Raw genomic sequence first — 18,123 nt, 5'->3', positions numbered from 1 at the left:
GGCTGACGACACGACAGTAATCCATCTCAATAGATGCATCAAGATGGATACATCTATTGAGATGTACTCTGCTGTCCATGAACGGAGTCGAAGCGTTCCTCCTGGGACGCACCCTCATGAAGATCGGTGAGCAGGCGATGCCCCAGCCGAAGTCGGGACCGCCGGGACCGGTCCGCTCGGTGGTCGTCGTCCTCGGCGACGTCGTCTCCCACCCCGGAACGACGGTCGGCGAGATCGCGGCGCGGACGGGCCTGCCGCAGAGTCAGGTCTCCACGGCCGTCGCGCGGTTGGAGCAGGCCGGCTCGGTCGGGACGGAGCCCGATCCCGCCGACCGGCGCCGTCGGCTGATCCGGCCCGCCGCCGAACCCTCGGCCCGGGTCGCCGAGGTCCGGGCCACCACCATCGACGACGCACTCGTCGCGGCGCTGACCGGTCCCGACGGAACGGCCCCGGACCCGGACACCGTCCGCGCGGTCACGGCGGCCCTGGACCTCCTGGCCCGCACGCTGACCCCGGCGGTCACCGCCCGCTGACCGGGACGGGACTCGCGACGGGGCTCGGGGCGGAGCCCGGGACCGCAGCCCAGGACGCGGCGATCAAGCAGCGTTCCGCGGCCGCCAGGTGGGTGGCCGCGGCCAGCCAGGCCCAGGCGTAGCCGTCGGGCGAGGGGTCGGCCAGCCGGCCGAAGACGTCGCGGGGACGGCGGTCGGCCTCGGCGGCGAGCGCGGCGGCCAGGTCCGCCGCGCCGGTGAGCCCGGCCCGGCGCAGCGGCCCGTACGAGGCGGCCACCAGGGACGTCGTGCCGCGGGCCGCCTCGGCGACGGCGCGGCGGCCGCCGGCGACCCCGGTCTCCAGGAGACGGCGCACCCGCCACAGCGGGGAGTCGGCCAGCGGGTCCGGTTCCTCGGCCGCCGGGAGCGCTACGGGCGCGGCGCCGCCCTGCGGGAAGTGCCCGCCCTGGAGCCGGTCGTAGCCGAGGTCCGCCCGGCCCAGCCACTCCCCGGGCAGCCGCAGCGTGTGCTCCGCGCCCGGCACCGGGCCCACGGCCAGAGGCCGCAGCGTCGCCGTGCGGTCCAGGTCGGGACGGCCCAGGACGCGCAGCACGAGCCCGGGGTACGAGGCGATGCGGCGCAGGTTCTCCGTATGCGCCAGCTCCGGGTGCGGATGCGCGGGCAGCAGCCGGAGCAGGGGTGCGTCGGGGCGGGTCTCGCGCACGAGGAGGTGCTCGCCGGCCGCGCCGACCACGGTGACGTCGCAGCCGAGCAGCGCCGACTCGGCCGTGTCCGGATCGGCGAGCAGCTCGGCGACGGCCTCGGCGGCCGGCCGGGCGAAGAGCGGCGCGGCGGGCCGTTCGGTCCAGGCGATCCCGGGCAGCGGGGTCGCCCTGACCCCGCGTCCGGCGCCGAGCCTGCCGTCCGGCGAGACGGTCGCGCCGACGATGCGCAGACCACCCCGGGCGAGCCCGGCATGGTCGAGGGTGGCGCCGCCGAGGGCCACGGAGGCCGAACCGGCTCCGCGGGCGCGGGCCAGGCCGCCGGGTCGGACGTCGGAGACCGAGTAGGCGGTGCCGTCCGGAGCCAGCAGGTGGGTGACCACTCCGCCGTATCCGGTGGCGGAGAGCACGGGTTCCCGGCACAGGCCGTGCACCTGGAGGCTGCCGCCGGGCGCGTAGGCACGGCGGGCGGTGCCGGTCAGCGCGGGGTCGGCCGAGCCCCCGGCCAGCGTCCCGGCGGTGTGGAGGAGTTCGCGGAAGGCCCCGGTGAGGTCGCCGAGGCGCTGGCCGGCCCGGCGTTCGCGGGCGGCCCGCAGGCCGCGTACGACCCGTAGGGCGGCCGCTTCGGCGCGCGGCAGCCCGGCGAGACGGGCGGTGTGGGCGGCGCGCAGCAGCTCGGCCTGGACCACCGCTCCTCCGGCGGTGACCCCGGCGGCGAGGGCTTCGGCCGCCACGTGCCAGAGGGCTCCGGCGGCGCGCAGCTGGGCGTCGGTGAGGGCCGGTGCCGGCACGCCGGGCTCGGTGGACTCGGGCTTGAGGGGTGCGCGGCGTTCGGCGGCTTCCGAGGACCCGGCAGGCCCGCCGGGCTCGGTGGGCTCGGCCGGCCCGGTGGGCGCGGCCGGGTCAGGGAGTGTGGTGGCCTCGGCAGGGTCGGTGGACTCGGCCGTCGCGGTCGGCTCCGGCGGGGTGTCCGCGAGGGGGGCAGCGCCCAGGGCGGCGGCCCGGTGCAGGCACCGGGGTGCCAGCAGGCAGCTGCACGTGGCCTGTTCCGCCGCGGTGACCGTGCCCGCCGGACCGGGGCGCAAGGTGACGAGGGCGTCCTCGCCGAAGCGGAGGGTGACCGTCCCGTCGGCTTCCAGGACGGCGCCCGCCGCGCAGTCCTCGATGGCGGCGTCCAGTTTCTTGCGCAGGCGGGCGGTGAGGTGCTCGACGGCTTCGGCGAGCACCTCGGGTGCGACGGGCGGCAGTTCGGTGCTCAACGGGACTCTCCTCGGAGGCGGTCGCCCACCCAGCGGGCGAGGGCGAGGGGACTGAGGGCGGCCACGGGCATGCCGGCCGCCACGAGCTGCCGCGCGACCGGGACCGAGTACCGGGGCGTCCCCCCGTCGTCGAGCGCGGCGCAGCCCAGCAGGTGGGCGCCCGAGGCGGCCAGCGCGCGCACCTCGCCGAGGAGCCCGCCGATGGGCGCGCCCTCCTCGAAGTCGCTGACCACGACGACGAGGGTGCGGCTCGGGACGGTGATCAGGGACCGGGCGTGCGCGAGACCGGCGGCGATGTGCGTGCCGCCGCCGACCCGGACCTCCAGCAGCAGGGAGAGCGGATCCTCGACGCGGTCGGTGAGGTCAACGACCTGGGTGGAGAAGGCGAGGAAGTGCGTGGACAGGGTCGGTACGCCTCCGAGCACGGCCGCGGTCAGCGCCGACCAGATGACCGAGGCCTCCATGGAGCCGGAGACGTCGACGACCAGGATCAGCCGCCAGTCGGCCTCGCGGCTCGCCCGGGTACTGAAGACGGGCCGCTCCGGGACCACGACCACGGTGCCGTCCGCCCGGCGCCGGGTGTGCGCGAGGTTGGCGCGCAGGGTGCGGGCCAGGTCGAGCTTGCCGCCGGGCCGACGGGTGGGGCGCGGCGTGGCCAGCCCGGAGAGGGCCGGGCGCAGCCGGGTGGCGAGCTCCTTGGCGAGTTCGTCGACGAGCCGGCGCACCAGGGGCCGGAGCCGGGCGAGCTGGGCCTCCGGCATACCGCCCGCGAGGGACAGTACGGAGCTCAGCAGTTCCACCGAGGGCCGCACGGCCGCGGGATCGAGCTGGGTGAGGACGTCGGTGCGGCCCGCTTCGGCCGCTCCCGCCAGCACCTCCTCCCGTACGTCGGCGCCGAACAGCGCCTCCAGCTCCTGCGACCACTCCCGGGCGGTGGGGAAGGAGGCCTCCTGGCCACCGCTCTGGCCGGGGCCCTGGCCGGGGCCGAGGCCGGAGGCGCCCTCGCCGCGCCCCGCTCCGTACAGCTCGTCGAGCGCGTGGGCGTAGCGCCGGGCGCCGGCGGGAAGCCGGTCCCGCTCGCGGCCGAGCAGCAGCCGCCAGCGGTCGGCGGGGGCGAGCCTCTGGCCGTCGGCCCGGGGGGCCTGTGCGCGCGGGGACTCCGCCGCCCCGGTGGCCGCAACCGGTGCCGGCTCCTGGGTCCCGGGCAGCGGGAGGGCCTTGAGGGCGGCGAGTCCGGCCGCGTCGGCCGCCGCCCAGAGGGCGAGCAGGGCGGGTGACGCGTCGAGCGCGAGGTCGATCCGGTCGCCGAGCCGCTCGGCGACGGTGTCGAGCAGCCGGTCCCGGGCGGCGGGCGACAGGGCGTCGAAGCCGCCGCGCAGAGCCGGGAGCCGGTCGAGGAAGTCCTGGTCGGCGAGGTGCTCGACACGGTCGAGGAGCGGAGTGAGGGCGGCCGGGGAGGACTGCAGCAGGGGCCCGGCGGCCGTGAGGAGGCCGCCGAGTCGCCGGGTCAGGGCACGCCGGCTGTCCGCGGTGCCCGCGCTGTCGATCCATCCGGCGGCGCGGTCGCCGAGCTCGGCGGCCGCGTCGAGGTCGAGCAGGACCCGTACGGCCAGGGCCGCACCCTGCATCATCGGCGACGCGGTGGCGGCCAGGCCGGCGAGGGCGTCGTCCGTGCGCAGGCCCAGGTGATGGGCGGCGGCCCGGTCGGCGAGGGCCACCAGGGCAGCCGCGTCGGCGGGGTCCTCGCTCCCGGCGAGGCCGGGCAGGCAGCGCACGGCCGCTTCGAGGAGGTCCCCGGCGAGGTCGGCTGAGGCGGCCCGGGACGCGTCGGAGGTACCGGGCAGGTGACCGCGGTGCAGGGCCTCCAGGAGGTCGAGGGCGTCGAGGAGTTCGGGCAGGGTGGCGGTCTGCGGCAGGGCGGTGGCCGCCTCGTGGAGGCGTACGTCGACCAGCTCGGGCAGATCGCACCGGGCGGCCGCGGCCAGCCCGGCGAGGATCTGCGCCGGGGTCGGCCCGCCGTCGGCGGCGGCGCGGCGGGCGGTGTCCCGCAGCGTGCCCGCGGCCGCCTGGGCGGCGGTGACTCCGCGCACCCCGGCGAGATCCAGCCGGGCCGGGACGGAAGGTGTCCAGGACAGCCGCCACTTGGTGCCGAGGGCGGTGCCGTCGCCGGTGGCGGCGACGGTGAGGGGCTCCCCGTAGGAGGCGCCGCACACCAGGAGCCGCTGCAGCAGGACCTCGCGGCGGCCGTCGAGGGCGGAGCGGAGCGGATCGAGGCGGATCTCGCGGGGCGCCGGGTCCTGCGGGGACGGCAGCCGCAGCGCGGCGAGTTCGGCCTCGACCGAGGGGCCGAGGCCGGAGCGCGGGGCGTGCGGGGTGATCCGGCCGCGCGCGGTGCCGACGAGCACGGCTTCGAGGGCACGGGCCAGCGCCCGGCCGCGGCCGAGCGGTTCGCCCTGGCCGAGGACGGTGGTGACGGCTTCGAGTAGCTCGCCGCGGCCGGGCGCGGGCAGCGCGCGCAGGGTGGCGAGGTCGCAGGCGAGCCGCAGGGTCTCGGCGGCCTCGCCGGTGCCGGCGGTGTGCCCGGCGCGGCGCAGCTCGCGGCAGAGCCCGGTGACGGCGACGGAGGCGGCCTCGCGGACCCGGTCGGGGTCACCGCCGGCTTCGAGGACGGCCTGCTGCCAGCGGGGGTCCCGGATCCCGGCGGGATACCCGGAGCGGGAGTCGAGCAGGTCGAAGGAGTACGGCACGAAGGACGTGACGGCCGGAGCCGGAGCCGCGTCCGCGGAGGCCGCCCCGGAACCAGCCGCTCCGCCGGACCGGGGGCCGGGAACGACCGGCGGAACGACCGGCTCCGGCCCGCGGACCGGGACTGCCTCGACGTGGGCGCCGCCGGCTCTGCCCGAACCCCGGGCGAAGCCGGGCCCGGGTGCGGCGTCGACGCCGGAAGTGTGCTCGGAGCCGAGGTCGGAGCCGGTCGTGTCGCCCGCGGCGTGGGCGGGCCGGGCCGGGAGGACCGGGGCGTGGAACGCCCCGATCACCGCGGCCACGCGATGGCCTCCGGCAGCCGCACCCGCGATCACGCTCCGCATGTGCGCCTCGCGGGCCAGGTCCGACGCCGCAACGGCATCCGTGTCCGCGCGCAGCGCCCAGCCGACGCCGAGCGCCGCACGCCGTACGGCTTCCGGGGAGCAACCCGGTGCGAGGACCTCGACGGCACGGTCCCACAGGTCGTCGCCCTTGCGGCCCGTACCGGCGGCGGTGAGGGCGTCCGCGAACGACCCGGTTCCGCCGGACGTCGGCCCGGCGGCCGGTTCACCGGCCGGGTCCGTGCCCCGGTCCGGGGCGGCCTCCCGGGGCGGCGGCAGATCGTTGCGGGCGGTCCAGCCGCGGTCCGACAGCGGGAGGTCGCAGCAGACGACGGCCGCGCCGGCCGCCCGGGCCCAGCGGATCGCGGCCAGTTCCGGGGAGAAGTCCGCGAACGGGTAGAACGCCAGGCGGCCGTCCTCCCCCGTGCCCGCGAGGGCGACCGGGGCGACGGTCTCCGGGTCGGCGAGGTGGTCCAGCCAGGGCTGGAACTCCGCCGGGAGCTCGACGCAGACCACATCGGCGCCCGAGGCGTCCAGCAGGGCCGGAACCACCGCGGCCAGCGCGGGGCTGTGGTGGCGCACCCCGATGAGGTACGGCTCACGGGCCGCGGCGAGGGCGTCGACCGCGGCGCGCGGGTCGGTGTGCGTCAACGCAGGCTCCCGCGCAGGTCCCAGAGGCGGCGCCACATGGGCGAACCGTCCTCGGCGCGGCGCCGGACCGGCCCGTCCCAGTAGCCGAGGAGCCGGCCGTGGTCGGCGGGGTCGTCCTTGCGCACGACGCCCAGCAGGTGCCCGGGCAGCAGGTCCAGCACGTCCCCGCCCGGCAGGTAGGCGGCGGCCACCCCCAGCGAGGCCGCCACCTGGACGGCTTCGGCGGTGGACATGACCGTGCCGGGGCGCTCCACGTCCCAGCCCTCGGCGGAGCGGCCGGAGCGCAGGTCACGGAAGACGGTGACGAGCGCGTCGAGCACGGCGTCGTCGACCCCGAAGGCGGCGCCCGCCCGCTGGACCGCGGCCACCGCCTGGCGGCGGATCAGGGTGGCCTCGGCATCGGCGTCGGCGATCGGGCCGACGGTCTCGAAGTTGAAGCGCCGCTTGAGGGCGGCGGACATCTCGGAGACACCGCGGTCGCGCAGGTTGGCGGTGGCGATGACGGTGAAGCCGGGGGCCGCGGAGACCACCGCGTCCTCGGTGGCGGTCAGTTCGGGCACGCTGACCCGCCGGTCCGACAGGATCGACACGAGCGCGTCCTGGACCTCGGGCAGGCAGCGGGTGATCTCCTCCACCCGGACCACGCGCCCGGTGCGCATGGCCGAGAGCACCGGGGAGTCGACCAGTGCGTCGGGGGTGGGGCCCTGCGCGAGCAGGAGCGCGTAGTTCCAGCCGTAGCGGAAGGCGTCCTCGGTCGTGCCCGCGGTGCCCTGGACGGTGAGTGCGCTGGTGCCGCTGACGGCGGCGGCCAGCAGCTCGGACAGCATCGACTTGGCGGTACCGGGCTCGCCCGTGAGGAGGAGGCCGCGCTCCCCGGCGAGGGTGACGACGCAGCGCTCCACCAGGGCGCGTTCGCCGACGAACTTGGGGGCGATGGCGAGCTTGGCCGGGAGGCCGGCGCGGCGCTTCGGCAGGGCCAGTTCGGTTCCGTCGCTGCCGCAGACGAAGGTGACGACGGCGCGCGGGGTCAGAGACCAGCCGGGCGGGCGGGGGCCGGGGTCCTGCGCGGCGAGGAAGGAGAGCTCGGCGGCGTACCGCTCCTCGGCGGGCAGCACCTGCCGGGCGGCGGGGGCGGATTCTTCGGTGACGGTGACGGTCATCGGGTCCTCTGGCGTGTGTGGTGGGAGTCGGTGCGGGGCGCGGCGCACCTGCGGGCAGGTACGCCGCGCCGTAGGGGTGTCCCGGGCGGCCCGGGACGGCCGGTCAGCGGCGGCGGGCGCGGGTGCGCTTCACCTTGAGCTCCTCGAAACGCGGGACGTCGCCCTCGCGGACCCGCTGCCAGGCCCGGCGGTAGAGCTCGGCGGCCGGTTCGGACGGTGCCAGTACGCCCAGGAAGGGGCGGCCGCCGGGGGTGAGGCCGTACATCGGCAGCTTCCACTGCTCCACCGGCAGGGCCGGGGCGGCCATGTCGGCCCACCCGCCGGGCAGGAACAGCGAGCGCCCGGCGCGGCTGCGCTCGGCCGACACCACCAGGTCGGTGGCGGCCAGTTCGGCGCGGGCGGCCTTGAGCCGGGCCGGCTTCCAGCCGGTCCACCGGGCGGTGTTGCGGTCGGTGGGGTCGGGCATGGCGAGCAGTGCCAGGTAGAGGGTGGCCGCGTCGGCTCCCAGTCCGTGCTCGGTGCCGACCTCCTCCACCAGGCCGGGAACGGAACGGCTCGGGTCCTGCGGCCACCACGTGCCGGCCGCGTCCCTCTCGCCGGCCGCGGGCGCGCCCGGGTCGGCGAGGAGTGCGGCGAAGCGCGGGTCGTGGGCGGTCCGCAGGGCGGTCTCGGCCACGGAGGGCTGCTGGTCGTCGCCGCGCAGCGCGGGCAGGTACGGGTCGGATCCGGTGGAGTCCAGCAGCGCCGTGCGCACCGCGGGCTTGGGCTGGTCGTCGTGGGTGGCCATGACGACCGCGCCGTAGCGCTCGTAGCCCTCGCCGGTCTCGGTGGGGGTGCCGGCGACCTTCCGGAAGTTCGGCAGGCTGGTGTAGTGGGCGATCTCCAGGAGCAGTTCGGGCGAGGCGAGCCGCTGCCGTACGGCGCTCAGCGCGGGCGGCAGGACCGCCCGCACCGGGTCCCCGGCGGGCAGCCGGTGGGCCAGCCATGCGCTCATGGCCAGGGTTCCGGTGAGGACCTGCGCCGTGAAGGGGTCGGTGACGGCCACGGCGGGCTCCACGTGGTCGCCCTTGACGGTCCACGGCACGTCGACGGAGAGCTCGCGCGAGGCGGCCGGGTCGAGGAGCGCGGCCAGGACGCGGTGTGCGGGCCATCCGCCGCGGACGGCGCGCGCCGCCTCGGTGGCCAGCCAGTCGGGTACGGGGGTGCGCCGGCCCACGCGCCGGTTCCACAGCTCGGCGGCGGCCGCCACGTCGGGGCCTTCGCTCCACAGGTCCGCCGGATCGGCGGGCAGCAGGGCGGCGACCAGGGCGCGGCGCAGTTCCGCGCCGAGGGCCTTGAGTTCGTCGCGGGCGTAGGCGGCGTCGGTGGCCTTGACGCCGAGGGCGGTGCGCACCTCCGCGGGCAGGAAATTGCGGTCGTAGCTGTCGATGTGCGGGAGCCCGGCGACGACCAGGCGGGCGAGGGCGCCGGAGACCCCGGTGAGCCGGGAGAACTCCTCGGCGGCCTCCGGGCGGAAGGGCACCGGTCCGTGCTCGGCGGCGGCGCCGAGGAAGGCGGTGAGCCAGCCGGCGTCCCGGTCGGGGTCGCCGAGGGGCGCCGCGCGGCGCACGGTGTACGGGCCGGGGACGGTGAAGCTCCCGGTGGGGTCGTGCAGGAGGGCGACGAACTCGTGGCCGTCGGGCACGGAGGTGCCGTACTCGGTGACGGCGAGGACGGCTCCGCCGCCGAGCGGGAGCAGGCTGCGGTGGTAGAGGTTGCGGTCGACGCCGTCGGGTCCGGCGAGGTGGGCCCGGTCGAGGTGGACCTCGACCTGGCGCCAGCTGCCGGCCGACCCCTGGGCGGAGGCCATGCCGAGGGTGTCCACCTGGCCGAGCAGGGTGAGGAGGGCCTGTCGTTGTTCGTCGGTGGTCGTCGCGGTGACGGCCCGGTAGGCGGCGGCCGCGGGCTGGTCGAACAGCGGTGTCCAGGTCAGGGTGTAGTACGGCAGGGCGGGCGTGTCGAAATGGAGCAGCCCGGGTACCCCGGCCGCGCCGGTCTCGGTGCGGGCCGCGTCGAGGAGGTCCAGGGTGCGGTGCGTGCCGTCGGTGTCGCCGTTGTAGCGGTAATGGGCGTGGTCGAGCAGGCCGTTGAGTGCGGCGCCGAGCAGCTCGTCGGCGGGGCCGCGTTCGCGGTCCTCCTCGGCGGCGGCGTCGGCGTCGAGCCGGGCCGAGATCCCGTCCAGGGCCTTCTGCTGGGTGAGGGCGAACCGCAGGACCTCGACGATGCCGCCGATCAGCTTCGGGTCGGTGACCTGCGGCAGGGCCGCGCTCACCAGGTCCGGCAGGTCGGTGACCTTCGCGGCGGCCGCGGCGGCCTTCAGCAGGGCGCCGACGGTCTCACGGTCGGCCGTGCGCAGCGCGGCCGACCCCTGCGGGTCGCGCGGGCGCAGGGCGTACCAGTGGGTGAGCGGCGGGAGGTCGACGCTGCCCGTGCTGAAGGGGGTGTCGTGGCGGTCGTTGCGGGTCTGGGCGGTGACGACGCCTTCGGCGTCGCTGAGGGACAGCTCGCGCCAGCGGTGCGAGAGGGCGCGCGGGCGGTCGTCGCCGGGGAAGGTGAGGGCCGCGACCGGCATCTCCGCGCCTTCGGGGACGGTGACGGTGCGTCCGCCGGTGTCGGTGCCGACCCAGCCGTTGCCGGGGAGGCGTGCGGTGCGCCAGCCGAGGAGGCCGTCGACGGGCGCGCCGAGCACGGAGCCTTCCACCGTGGGCGTGGGCAGCAGCCAGTCGGAGTGTCCGCGCGCGCTCTTGCCGCCGTACTCCTTCAGGGCGTCGGCGAAGAACGCGGGCACGGAGAAGCGTCCGTGGGCGGCGCCGACCGGGTCGTATTCGAGCCAGCCGCTGTTCTGCTCGTCGTCGCCCCGCTGCCACACCCAGTACGAGGTGCCGTCGGAGAGGACCGGCCGCTCGTCGGGGAGCCGGGTGTCGCCGCGGTGCACGACTCCGCCGCCGGTGGTGCGCCCGCCGCCGGGCAGCTGCACGGAGAGGTGGTCGCTGCGCAGGGACCAGTAGCTGCGCTTGGTGTCGAGGGTGAAGACGGTGCCGGGCGAGGAGTGCCAGTAGGCGTCGACGCGGTGGGCGCTCCAGTCGGACCAGAAGACGAGCAGTTCGCCGTCGACGTAGTGGAAGGCGATGCGGTGGTGGGTGCCCGCGGGCACGCGCAGATCGTGCGTCAGGACGGTGGAGTCGGCGTCGATGACGCGGACCTGGGTGGCGTTGGCGACGATCAGGTAGGGCCAGGCCTCGACGACAGTGAGTCCGTTGCGGTCCTTTCCGGGGGACAGTTCGGCGACGGCGCTCTCCCAGGCGGGCCAGGCCAGTTCCTCGAAGAGGCCGCCGCGCAGGGTGCGGGCGAGGGTTTCGCCGAGGTCGGTGGCGGCCGCGGCGGCGACCTCCTCGGGGGCGAGCACCAGGGCCTCGGCGGGCAGCCAGGTGAGCCGCTCGATGGCGTCGGGGACGCCGGGCAGGCCGGCGGCGACGGAGGCGCGGGCGACCTCGACCATCCAGTCGGTCAGCAGCGGGCGCGCGCCGGGCGAGGCGGCGACGTGGCGGACGATGTCGGCGCCGCCGCTGCCCAGGCTGTTCAGCGCCCGGCGGAAGGCGGGCCGGAAGCGTGCGTCGGCGGCGACCGCGGACAGGTCGCGGCGCTCCTCGCGGTCGGCCCAGTCCGACAGGTTCAGCGTGTCGTGGCGGTGCCGCGTCTCGTGTTCCTCGGGTGTGACGACCGGGACGTCGAGGGTGAGCAGCAGGTCGAGGAGGTCGGCGTCCTGGACGCCGATCTGCAGGCCGGCCTCCCGTCCGGGACGGTCGAGTTCGGCGCGCAGCTGCGGGGCGCAGCGCTCGACGACGTCGAGGAGGAGCGGGTTGCTGGGGCGTCGTCCCCAGCCGGAGCGGCGGGCGGTGGTGTAGCGCTCCAGCCAGCCGGCGGTGCCGTCGGCGCAGCGTTCTCCGTCGGGCAGGGTGCCGTCGGCGAGTCCGGCGGTGGCACCGGACTCCTCCAGGACATCCAGCCACAGGTCGACCAGGTCGACGTCGCCGCCGGGCGGGGTCAGTCCGAGGAGCGTGCCCCGTACGGCGGGGACGCGGCGGGCGAGCGCGACGAGGGCGCCCCGGTGGGCCTTCCACCAGCCGAGCGCGGCGCGCAGGGTGGCGGGCAGGGGCAGCAGTTCGGCGAGGTAGTCCTGCTCGGGTTCGGTGCCGGTCAGGCCCGCGCTGCGGGCGAGGCGGCGCAGTTCGGCGGCGGCCTGCGCGGAGGGCGGCAGTCCGCCCGCGGTGCGCCGTACGCACAGGCGGCGGAAGCGCTCGTAGGCCTCGGCGGGGCTGACGCGGACGGCGAGGGCCTTGCCGTAGCCGGAGAGCACCTTCACCGGCAGGGCGCCGGCCAGCGCGAATTCGAGGAAGACGGAGTCGAGGCGGTCCTCGTCGACGGCCAGGCCGTGCTGGGCCTCGGCGGTGCGGGCGCGGCCGAACAGCTGTGCGGCGTAGGTGGTGTTCTCGACGGCGAGGAAGATGCGCGCGGCCTGCTCGTGGAAGAGGGGCAGGAAGTGCGGCACGGAGGCGGCGAGGCGGTCGGCCAGCTCGGTGCACGCGTCGAGCGCGGCCTTGGGCTTGGTCTTGGCCTGGCGGGCGATCCGGTCGAGTTCGGGGACGACGGCGAGGGCGTGGTGGCCGTCCTCGGGGTGGTGGACGAGGACCCATTCGGGGAAGCCGAGCGCCTGGCGGCGCCTCAGGCCGACGACGGGCGGCTCGCCCTCGTCGCGCAGCAGTCCGAGGAAGCCTGCGGCGAGGTCCTCGGCCGCGCCGAGTTCGGCGGCGGCGAGCCGGACGACGACGCGGTCCTCGTCGAGGCCCGGGTGGCGGTAGGTGCGGGCGGTCAGGTCGACGGCGTCGGCTCCGGCGCCGGTGGTGCCGTTCGGGAGGACGGCGCCGGCCTGCAGCAGCAGTTCGGTCTCGGTCGCCGCGGCGTCTCTCAGGTTCTTGCTCATGCGTCCCCGCCCTCCTCGATCTTGCGCCCGGCGTACAGTGCCGCGGCCATTCGCATTCCTTCGGACCAGGCCACCGGTCCGACCTTCGTCAGGGGTACCGCCCGGCCGTCATCGTCGTGCCAGCTCAGTGCGCCCGTGGTGGTCTCGTCGTCGTAATAGGGTTCGCCGATCCACACCACGGCCTCGGTCGCGGCTCCGGAGTCCCGGACCTTGCAGGTGGCGTAGCCGCCGGAGACCCGGTAGCCGAGGGCGGTCGCGCGGGCGGCGAGGCTGAAGCGGGTGGGGAAGACCCCGCCCGCGTAGTCGCGGACCTCGGTGGCGGTGGCGGAGACCTCGTCGGGCTTGGTCCAGGTGGCGCGGTGGATCTGCTCGATCCGCTGCACGATGCCGAGCTCGGCCGCGAACTCCCGTACGTCGTCCAGGTCGGGCAGCAGGACCGGGTGCGGCAGGGTCACCGTGCGGGGGGAGAGCCGGACGGTCTCGCCGTCGAGGTTGACCACCTTCAGCTCACCGGAGGCGGTGGCGTCCCGCAGGAAGCCCACCTCGTCCGGGTCGTCGCCGACGACGGCCACGTCGCGCAGGGCGCTCTGCCAGGCCTCGTCCGGCCAGACCCGGGCGAGCAGTTCGGTCGGCACGGGCAGGGAGGAGACCATCCAGCCGTCGACCTGTGCGGCGCAGGCCGCCTCGTGCCGGTCGAGCCATTCGGCCAGCCTGCGCAGCCGGTCCACCTCGGGATGGTCCTTCAGGGCCTTGGGCAGTGTCTTCAACTGCCGTCCCGCCGTCCGCCCGGTGACGGACCTCGCCGCCACCCTTCCCTCCACCAGGGCGATCTCGTACCCCTCGCCCGCCGCCAGCCATGCCATCAGCCGTGCCCCTCCGCCTGTCCTGTCCGGTTCCGCGCAGCCTGGACAGGGGGGAGCCGACCCCCCTGAGCTGCGGTATGCGGGGAGACTAGCGAGAGCCACTGACAACGCCCGCCGGAGGGGCCTCGGTAGGTTGATTGTCCGGTTCTGGGTAGTGTCTGCGGGACAGCGTGCGGAGCGGTAGCGGCTCGGGGTGGGGTTATGGGACGTCATATACGTGTGTCGGGCGCGGTGCTGGCGGGGCTGCTGCTGGCCGCCGCCACCGGGTGCTCCGGTCCGGGCTCGCCGGGCGGCGGGGACCGGAAGGCGTCCGCGTCCGCGGGCCCGTCGTCCACCGCTGCGCCGAAGGCCCCGAACTCACCGGGCGACGACGCCCGACCGGCCGGTGGGGACGTACTGCCCGGTATGGTCAGCGCCGCCGTGGCACGCACCCAGTTGGCCGCGCTCAAGGTGGCGCCGGCCGGAACGATGTCGGGTTACAGCCGGGACAAGTTCACGCACTGGGCGCAGCAGGGGAACAAGTGCGACACCCGTGAGGTGGTCCTCAAGCGCGACGGCACCGACGTCACCCAGGACGCCGAGTGCAAGGCCGTCTCGGGCAACTGGAAGAGCCTGTACGACGGGGTGGCCGTCACCGAGGCGGGGAAGATGGACATCGACCACATGGTGCCGCTCGCCGAGGGCTGGCGCTCGGGCGCGGCCGGCTGGGACTCCGCGCGGCGCAAGGCCTTCGCCAACGATCTGACGCATCCCCAGCTGCTGGCCGTGACCGCGGCCTCGAACCGTTCCAAGGGTGACCAGAGCCCCGACCTGTGGCAGCCGCCGGACCGGGCGAGCTGGTGCCAGTACGGGCGGGCCTGGACCACCGTGAAGTCCGCGTACGGACTGACCGTCACCGAACCGGAGAAGAAGATGCTCACCACGATGCTGGACACCTGCGCCTCATGACGCCGCCGCGGAGGTGGCAGGACGGGGTGCTCGCCGGGCCGGGCGGTGCGATGACCGACGAGGTCGGCGTGATCACCGGCCCGCTGACGCTGCGCACCACGGAGGTGGCCGGGGGCCTGGTCCGGTTCGACGTCCAGTACGAGGACGCCGACGAGTGGTACGTGCTCACCGGCAGTCCCCGGGCCCATCACGGCGCACCGGCCGCCCTGCACGCCGCCGCCCTCGCGGCGATCCGGGAGGGCGGCGGGGCCGAGGCGCCGGACGGCGCACCCGGCTGAGGCGCGGGCTCAGAGCACGGCGATGCCCAGGGGCCGGGCGCCCGCCGCGAGTCGGCGGGTGGTTCCGCCGCCGAGGTCGACGACGGTGATGCCGTTCCAGTAGCCGTCCCGGGTGTAGCCGCCCGTGACGTAGGCGGTCCGGCCGTCGCGGGAGACGGCCACCTCCTCGTGCGGGCCCTGGAGCGGGTACACGCGCTCGGCGCCCTGCGGGGAACGGACCGTCAGCGAGGGACCCCTGCCGTGCCCCGGCCGCACCGCGCCCGTGCCGACCACCAGGAGCCGGCCGTCGGCGGTGAGGGTGGCTCCGTGCTGGTGGGTGTCGGCGGTCATCGGTTCGATCCGGGTCCGGCCGGTCCGCGGGTCGACCACGGCGAGCCGCTCGCCCTCGAAGGGGAGCAGCAGGTGACCGTCAGAGGGCCGTACGACGGTGTGGTGCGGCTTCAGCCAGGAGGCGAGCCCGCCCTCGGTGCCGTAGGGGGCGACCTCGATCCGGCGGGGCTTCAGGGAGCCGGCCGCCACGACGGTGACGTCGAAGGAGTCGTGGCCGGTGACGTAGACCTCGGCGCCGTCCTTCGACACGTCCACGTCGAAGGGGCGGCGGCCCACCGGCACCACGGCGGTGACCTCGCGCCGGGCCGTGTCGATGACTTCGAGGACCCCGGTGGTCCCGGGCACGTTGACCCCGACGTAGGCGTGCGCGCCGTCGGGCGACAGCGCGATGCCCATCCCGCCGCCCCGGTACTCGCCGCCGGTGACCGGGCCGGTCCCGGTGCGGTACGGGATCAGGGCCGCACGGACGCGGGTTCGCGTGTCGACGACGGCCACGCCGTCGGCGGTGGCGACCCACGCCCGGCCGTCCGCTCCCACGGCCAGACCGTAGGGGGCCCTGCCCACGGTGACGGAGGCGACCGCGCCACGCGCCGGATCCACGAAGGTCACGGTGTCGGCCCCGAAGTCGGCGGTCAGCAGCAGCCCCTGCGGGGTGGGGGCGGTGGTGGGGAGCGGGGAGGCGGCGGAGGGCGCCGGGGTGGGCGGGGCGGGCGGCGCGTTCCCGGCGCACGCGCCGAGCAGCAGTGCCACGGCCGCCGCCCCGAGGGCCCGGCGGGTACGGGCACGGGCACGGGCACGGGCACGTGCACGGGCACGGGCGCCCCGCGTACCGCGGTTCATCGGCGGGGCCCGGCTTCCGCCGCAGCGGCCGCCGCCTCCAGTGTCCGCGCCATGCCGTCGAAGCCCCGGCGGACGGCGTGCTCGTACGGGGTCACCCCCTCGTGGTCGGCCAGCAGCGGATCGGCCCCCGCCGCGAGCAGGATCGCGACGACCTCCTCGTGGCGCGGGCCGCCGTCGCCGAGGATCACCGCCTCCAGCAGGGCGGTCCAGCCGAGCCGGTTGACGTGGTCGACGTCGATGTCCGTCTCCTCGACCACGGCGCGCACGTACGCGGTGTGCCCGCGCTCGGCGGCCGGGATGAGGGAGGTCCCCCCGAAGCGGTTGCGCTGCTTCAGGTCGGGTGCGGCCGGCAGCAGCAGGCGCATCATCCGCACGCTGCCGGTGACGCCGGCGACCAGCCAGGGGCTGTCCTCCCGGGAGTCCGGGGCGTTCGGGTCGGCTCCCGCGGCGACCAGCAGTCCGGCCACGGCCACGTGGTCGCCGAGCGCGGCGAGCAGGAGCGGCGTGCGCAGTTCCCCGTCGCGGGCCTCCACGGCGGCGCCCGCGGTGAGCGCCGCGCCCACCGCGGCCGCGTCGCCGTGGCGGGCCCCGTCGAGGAGGAGTCGGTCGTGCGCGTTCATGGTGTCCCTCTCGGCTCCGGGCGGGGAGGGCCGGGCACGGCCTCCCGCTCCCCCGGTCCATGCTCGCCGCGCCGCGCGCGCCCGCCGTCCGACCGGTGGACGGAGCCCGAGAGCGGTCCGGCCGACCCGTGGGTCGTCCGATCGGCCGATGCGGCCGCGCCCGGTTCGGCGAGGGCCGCCACCATCCGCAGTGAGAGGGTGTCACGCACACTATTGCCCCTCACTCCATACGGTTATAGCCTCTCACCATCGATTGAACCTCTGCTGCTCGGCCATGTCCGCCCACGGAACGCCAAAGGGGAACTCCATGTCCGGCCTCCACCGCACCGGCATCCGCACCACCCTGGCCACCCTGCCGCTCGTCGTCGGCCTCCTGGCCGCCACCGCCACCCCCGCCGGGGCGGGCGTCCCGCACCCCCGCACCTCCCTCACCTGCCGCGGGGCCGGCGTCGACCCGGACGCCCGCGTCCGGCACCGGGCCGAGACCGTCATCGACGCACCGCTGCGGACGGTCTGGAACCTGCAGACGGACGTCGAGAGCTGGCCGTCGTGGCAAACCCCCGTGACGGCGGCGCAACGCCTCGACCACGGCCCGCTCCGCCGGGGTTCGGCCTTCCGGTGGACCACCCCCGTACCCCCGAACCCGACTCCGGCCACCAGCCTGGAGATCACCTCGACCGTCGAACAGCTCGGGCACCACACGTGTGTGCGCTGGACGGGTCCCGCAACGGGCGAGGGCCTGCACATCGACGGCATCCACGTGTGGAACTTCACCAGGACCCCCGGCGGCGGCGTCCGCGTGAGCACCGAGGAGACCCACACCGGCCCTCAGGTCGACGCCGACGTGCCCACCGCCACCGCCATCCTCCGCCAGGGACTCGAAGGATGGCTGAGCGACCTGAAGGCCACCGCCGAGGCCCGCACCCACGACCGGCCGCACTGATCAGCGGGCGCCGGATCCGGCGCCGTCGCCCGTGCGCTCCAGGAGGAACGGGTCACCGGGGCGGCTCACACCGCCGGGGAAGCGTCACGGTTCCGGGCCGGTGCTCGAAGGTGTCCATGACCAGCCACTCGTCCAGCTCGGGGTCGTAGAGGTTCTGCACCCCGAACTGCAGCACCTGCCAGAAGGTGCCCCGGTTGTTCTCGTCGACGTAGATGTCACCCAGCGCGAGCGGCAGGCGCGGATGGTTCCCGGGAGGCAGATCCGGGAAGACCACGCCCACCCTCCAGTGGTTCACATGCCGATCCGGGGTGCGCCGCAGGGTCTCCCGGCCGACGAACCGGGCGTCCTCGAACCCCTTGTTCAGCGCCTCCAGGTTGAAGCCGGGGATGCGCGAACAGGGGTGCTCGTCCAGACCGGGCCACTTGTACGTCAGCGTGTAGAGGGTGTCGTGGTAGATCAGGTTGGTGAACCAGATCGGGTACTGCGGACCCCCCGCGGTCATCTGGCTGTCACCGCCCCGCCCCTCCCAGGTGAACGGAACGGTGATGTCCAGGTCCCGGACGATCCACTTGCCCTTCCCGCGGAAGTCGCGGGGGAGGCGGGGCGGAAGGGGGGCCGGGGTCGGCGAGGCTTCCTGCGCTGCGGTCACGACCCCGAACGGCGGCACGGTCCCGGTCCGAGGCTGGGCGCCGACCGGGGTCCCGGCCGCCAGGACGAGGGCCACCACCGTGGCCAGGGCGGCCGATTCGGCCTTCCGACGTGCACCTTTCCAACCCATGGTCTCCCTCGGATGTCGCGTCGGGCGCCGTCGGGGCGCGGAACGATCACGGCGATGCTGGGACACCGTCCCCGGAATTGCAGATTCCGAAACCGTCGGCTCCTGAGCCCACCGCCGTGGTGTCACCCCACCGG

General features: G+C 76.0%; 12 protein-coding genes. 4 read left to right on the top strand and 8 right to left on the bottom strand.

The window, feature by feature from the left end; genetic code table 11:
* Nucleotides 1-77: 77 nt before the first annotated feature.
* Nucleotides 78-533 (top strand): MarR family winged helix-turn-helix transcriptional regulator, encoded by a 456-nt coding sequence (locus DEJ51_RS33350; protein WP_150261341.1) that lies wholly within the window; start codon nucleotides 78-80, stop codon nucleotides 531-533.
* Here the strand turns inward: DEJ51_RS33350 and DEJ51_RS33345 are convergent.
* From DEJ51_RS33345 to DEJ51_RS33325, 5 genes are all read right to left on the bottom strand, one after another.
* On the bottom strand, nucleotides 520-2,472 hold the full coding sequence (locus DEJ51_RS33345; protein ID WP_150261340.1) for an SWIM zinc finger family protein: 1,953 nt from the start codon (nucleotides 2,470-2,472) through the stop codon (nucleotides 520-522). The genes DEJ51_RS33350 and DEJ51_RS33345 overlap by 14 nt on opposite strands.
* Nucleotides 2,469-6,209 (bottom strand): vWA domain-containing protein, encoded by a 3,741-nt coding sequence (locus DEJ51_RS33340; protein WP_150261339.1) that lies wholly within the window; start codon nucleotides 6,207-6,209, stop codon nucleotides 2,469-2,471. The genes DEJ51_RS33345 and DEJ51_RS33340 overlap by 4 nt, the downstream gene beginning before the upstream one ends.
* On the bottom strand, nucleotides 6,206-7,369 hold the full coding sequence (locus DEJ51_RS33335) for an ATP-binding protein (RefSeq protein ID WP_150261338.1): 1,164 nt from the start codon (nucleotides 7,367-7,369) through the stop codon (nucleotides 6,206-6,208). The genes DEJ51_RS33340 and DEJ51_RS33335 overlap by 4 nt, the downstream gene beginning before the upstream one ends.
* A 103-nt stretch (nucleotides 7,370-7,472) precedes the next feature.
* A complete protein-coding gene (locus tag DEJ51_RS33330) occupies nucleotides 7,473-12,389 on the bottom strand; it encodes a DNA-binding protein (protein WP_150261337.1) in 4,917 nt (1,638 codons plus the stop codon).
* Entirely contained in the window at nucleotides 12,386-13,252 is an 867-nt protein-coding gene (locus tag DEJ51_RS33325; RefSeq protein ID WP_150261336.1) for a DUF4132 domain-containing protein, read from the bottom strand. The genes DEJ51_RS33330 and DEJ51_RS33325 overlap by 4 nt, the downstream gene beginning before the upstream one ends.
* A 201-nt stretch (nucleotides 13,253-13,453) precedes the next feature.
* Here DEJ51_RS33325 and DEJ51_RS33320 point away from each other — a divergent pair, with 201 nt between their 5' ends.
* Both DEJ51_RS33320 and DEJ51_RS33315 read left to right on the top strand, forming a co-directional pair.
* On the top strand, nucleotides 13,454-14,200 hold the full coding sequence (locus DEJ51_RS33320; protein WP_223836091.1) for an HNH endonuclease family protein: 747 nt from the start codon (nucleotides 13,454-13,456) through the stop codon (nucleotides 14,198-14,200).
* Nucleotides 14,197-14,478, top strand: a complete 282-nt coding sequence (locus DEJ51_RS33315) for a hypothetical protein (RefSeq protein ID WP_150261335.1) — start codon at nucleotides 14,197-14,199, stop codon at nucleotides 14,476-14,478. Before DEJ51_RS33320 ends, DEJ51_RS33315 begins: the two co-directional genes overlap by 4 nt.
* A 9-nt stretch (nucleotides 14,479-14,487) precedes the next feature.
* Here DEJ51_RS33315 and DEJ51_RS33310 read toward each other — a convergent pair whose 3' ends face one another.
* Both DEJ51_RS33310 and DEJ51_RS33305 read right to left on the bottom strand, forming a co-directional pair.
* Entirely contained in the window at nucleotides 14,488-15,648 is a 1,161-nt protein-coding gene (locus tag DEJ51_RS33310; protein WP_150261334.1) for a YncE family protein, read from the bottom strand.
* Entirely contained in the window at nucleotides 15,645-16,268 is a 624-nt protein-coding gene (locus DEJ51_RS33305; protein WP_150261333.1) for an ankyrin repeat domain-containing protein, read from the bottom strand. Before DEJ51_RS33305 ends, DEJ51_RS33310 begins: the two co-directional genes overlap by 4 nt.
* A 307-nt stretch (nucleotides 16,269-16,575) precedes the next feature.
* On the opposite strand from DEJ51_RS33305, the gene DEJ51_RS33300 reads away from it, so the two are divergent.
* Nucleotides 16,576-17,211, top strand: coding sequence for an SRPBCC family protein (locus DEJ51_RS33300; protein ID WP_150261332.1), 636 nt, complete (start codon nucleotides 16,576-16,578; stop codon nucleotides 17,209-17,211).
* Between the two features lie 52 nt (nucleotides 17,212-17,263).
* Here DEJ51_RS33300 and DEJ51_RS33295 read toward each other — a convergent pair whose 3' ends face one another.
* Nucleotides 17,264-17,989 (bottom strand): hypothetical protein, encoded by a 726-nt coding sequence (locus DEJ51_RS33295; RefSeq protein ID WP_150261331.1) that lies wholly within the window; start codon nucleotides 17,987-17,989, stop codon nucleotides 17,264-17,266.
* Nucleotides 17,990-18,123: the final 134 nt, after the last annotated feature.

The organism is Streptomyces venezuelae (assembly GCF_008642275.1).
GTDB lineage: Bacteria > Actinomycetota > Actinomycetes > Streptomycetales > Streptomycetaceae > Streptomyces > Streptomyces venezuelae_E.
Note: the sequence above shows the minus strand (reverse complement) of the source record. Positions and strands in the feature narration are given on the sequence as shown.

What these genes read in the sequence shown, in the direction of transcription:
- DEJ51_RS33350 (WP_150261341.1), top strand. Translation starts at nt 78, where the DNA reads ATGAACGGAGTCGAAGCGTTCCTCCTGGGACGCACCCTCATGAAGATC.
- DEJ51_RS33335 (WP_150261338.1), bottom strand. Translation starts at nt 7,369, where the DNA reads ATGACCGTCACCGTCACCGAAGAATCCGCCCCCGCCGCCCGGCAGGTG.
- DEJ51_RS33330 (WP_150261337.1), bottom strand. Translation starts at nt 12,389, where the DNA reads ATGAGCAAGAACCTGAGAGACGCCGCGGCGACCGAGACCGAACTGCTG.
- DEJ51_RS33325 (WP_150261336.1), bottom strand. Translation starts at nt 13,252, where the DNA reads ATGGCATGGCTGGCGGCGGGCGAGGGGTACGAGATCGCCCTGGTGGAG.
- DEJ51_RS33320 (WP_223836091.1), top strand. Translation starts at nt 13,454, where the DNA reads ATGGGACGTCATATACGTGTGTCGGGCGCGGTGCTGGCGGGGCTGCTG.
- DEJ51_RS33315 (WP_150261335.1), top strand. Translation starts at nt 14,197, where the DNA reads ATGACGCCGCCGCGGAGGTGGCAGGACGGGGTGCTCGCCGGGCCGGGC.
- DEJ51_RS33310 (WP_150261334.1), bottom strand. Translation starts at nt 15,648, where the DNA reads ATGAACCGCGGTACGCGGGGCGCCCGTGCCCGTGCACGTGCCCGTGCC.
- DEJ51_RS33305 (WP_150261333.1), bottom strand. Translation starts at nt 16,268, where the DNA reads ATGAACGCGCACGACCGACTCCTCCTCGACGGGGCCCGCCACGGCGAC.
- DEJ51_RS33300 (WP_150261332.1), top strand. Translation starts at nt 16,576, where the DNA reads ATGTCCGGCCTCCACCGCACCGGCATCCGCACCACCCTGGCCACCCTG.
- DEJ51_RS33295 (WP_150261331.1), bottom strand. Translation starts at nt 17,989, where the DNA reads ATGGGTTGGAAAGGTGCACGTCGGAAGGCCGAATCGGCCGCCCTGGCC.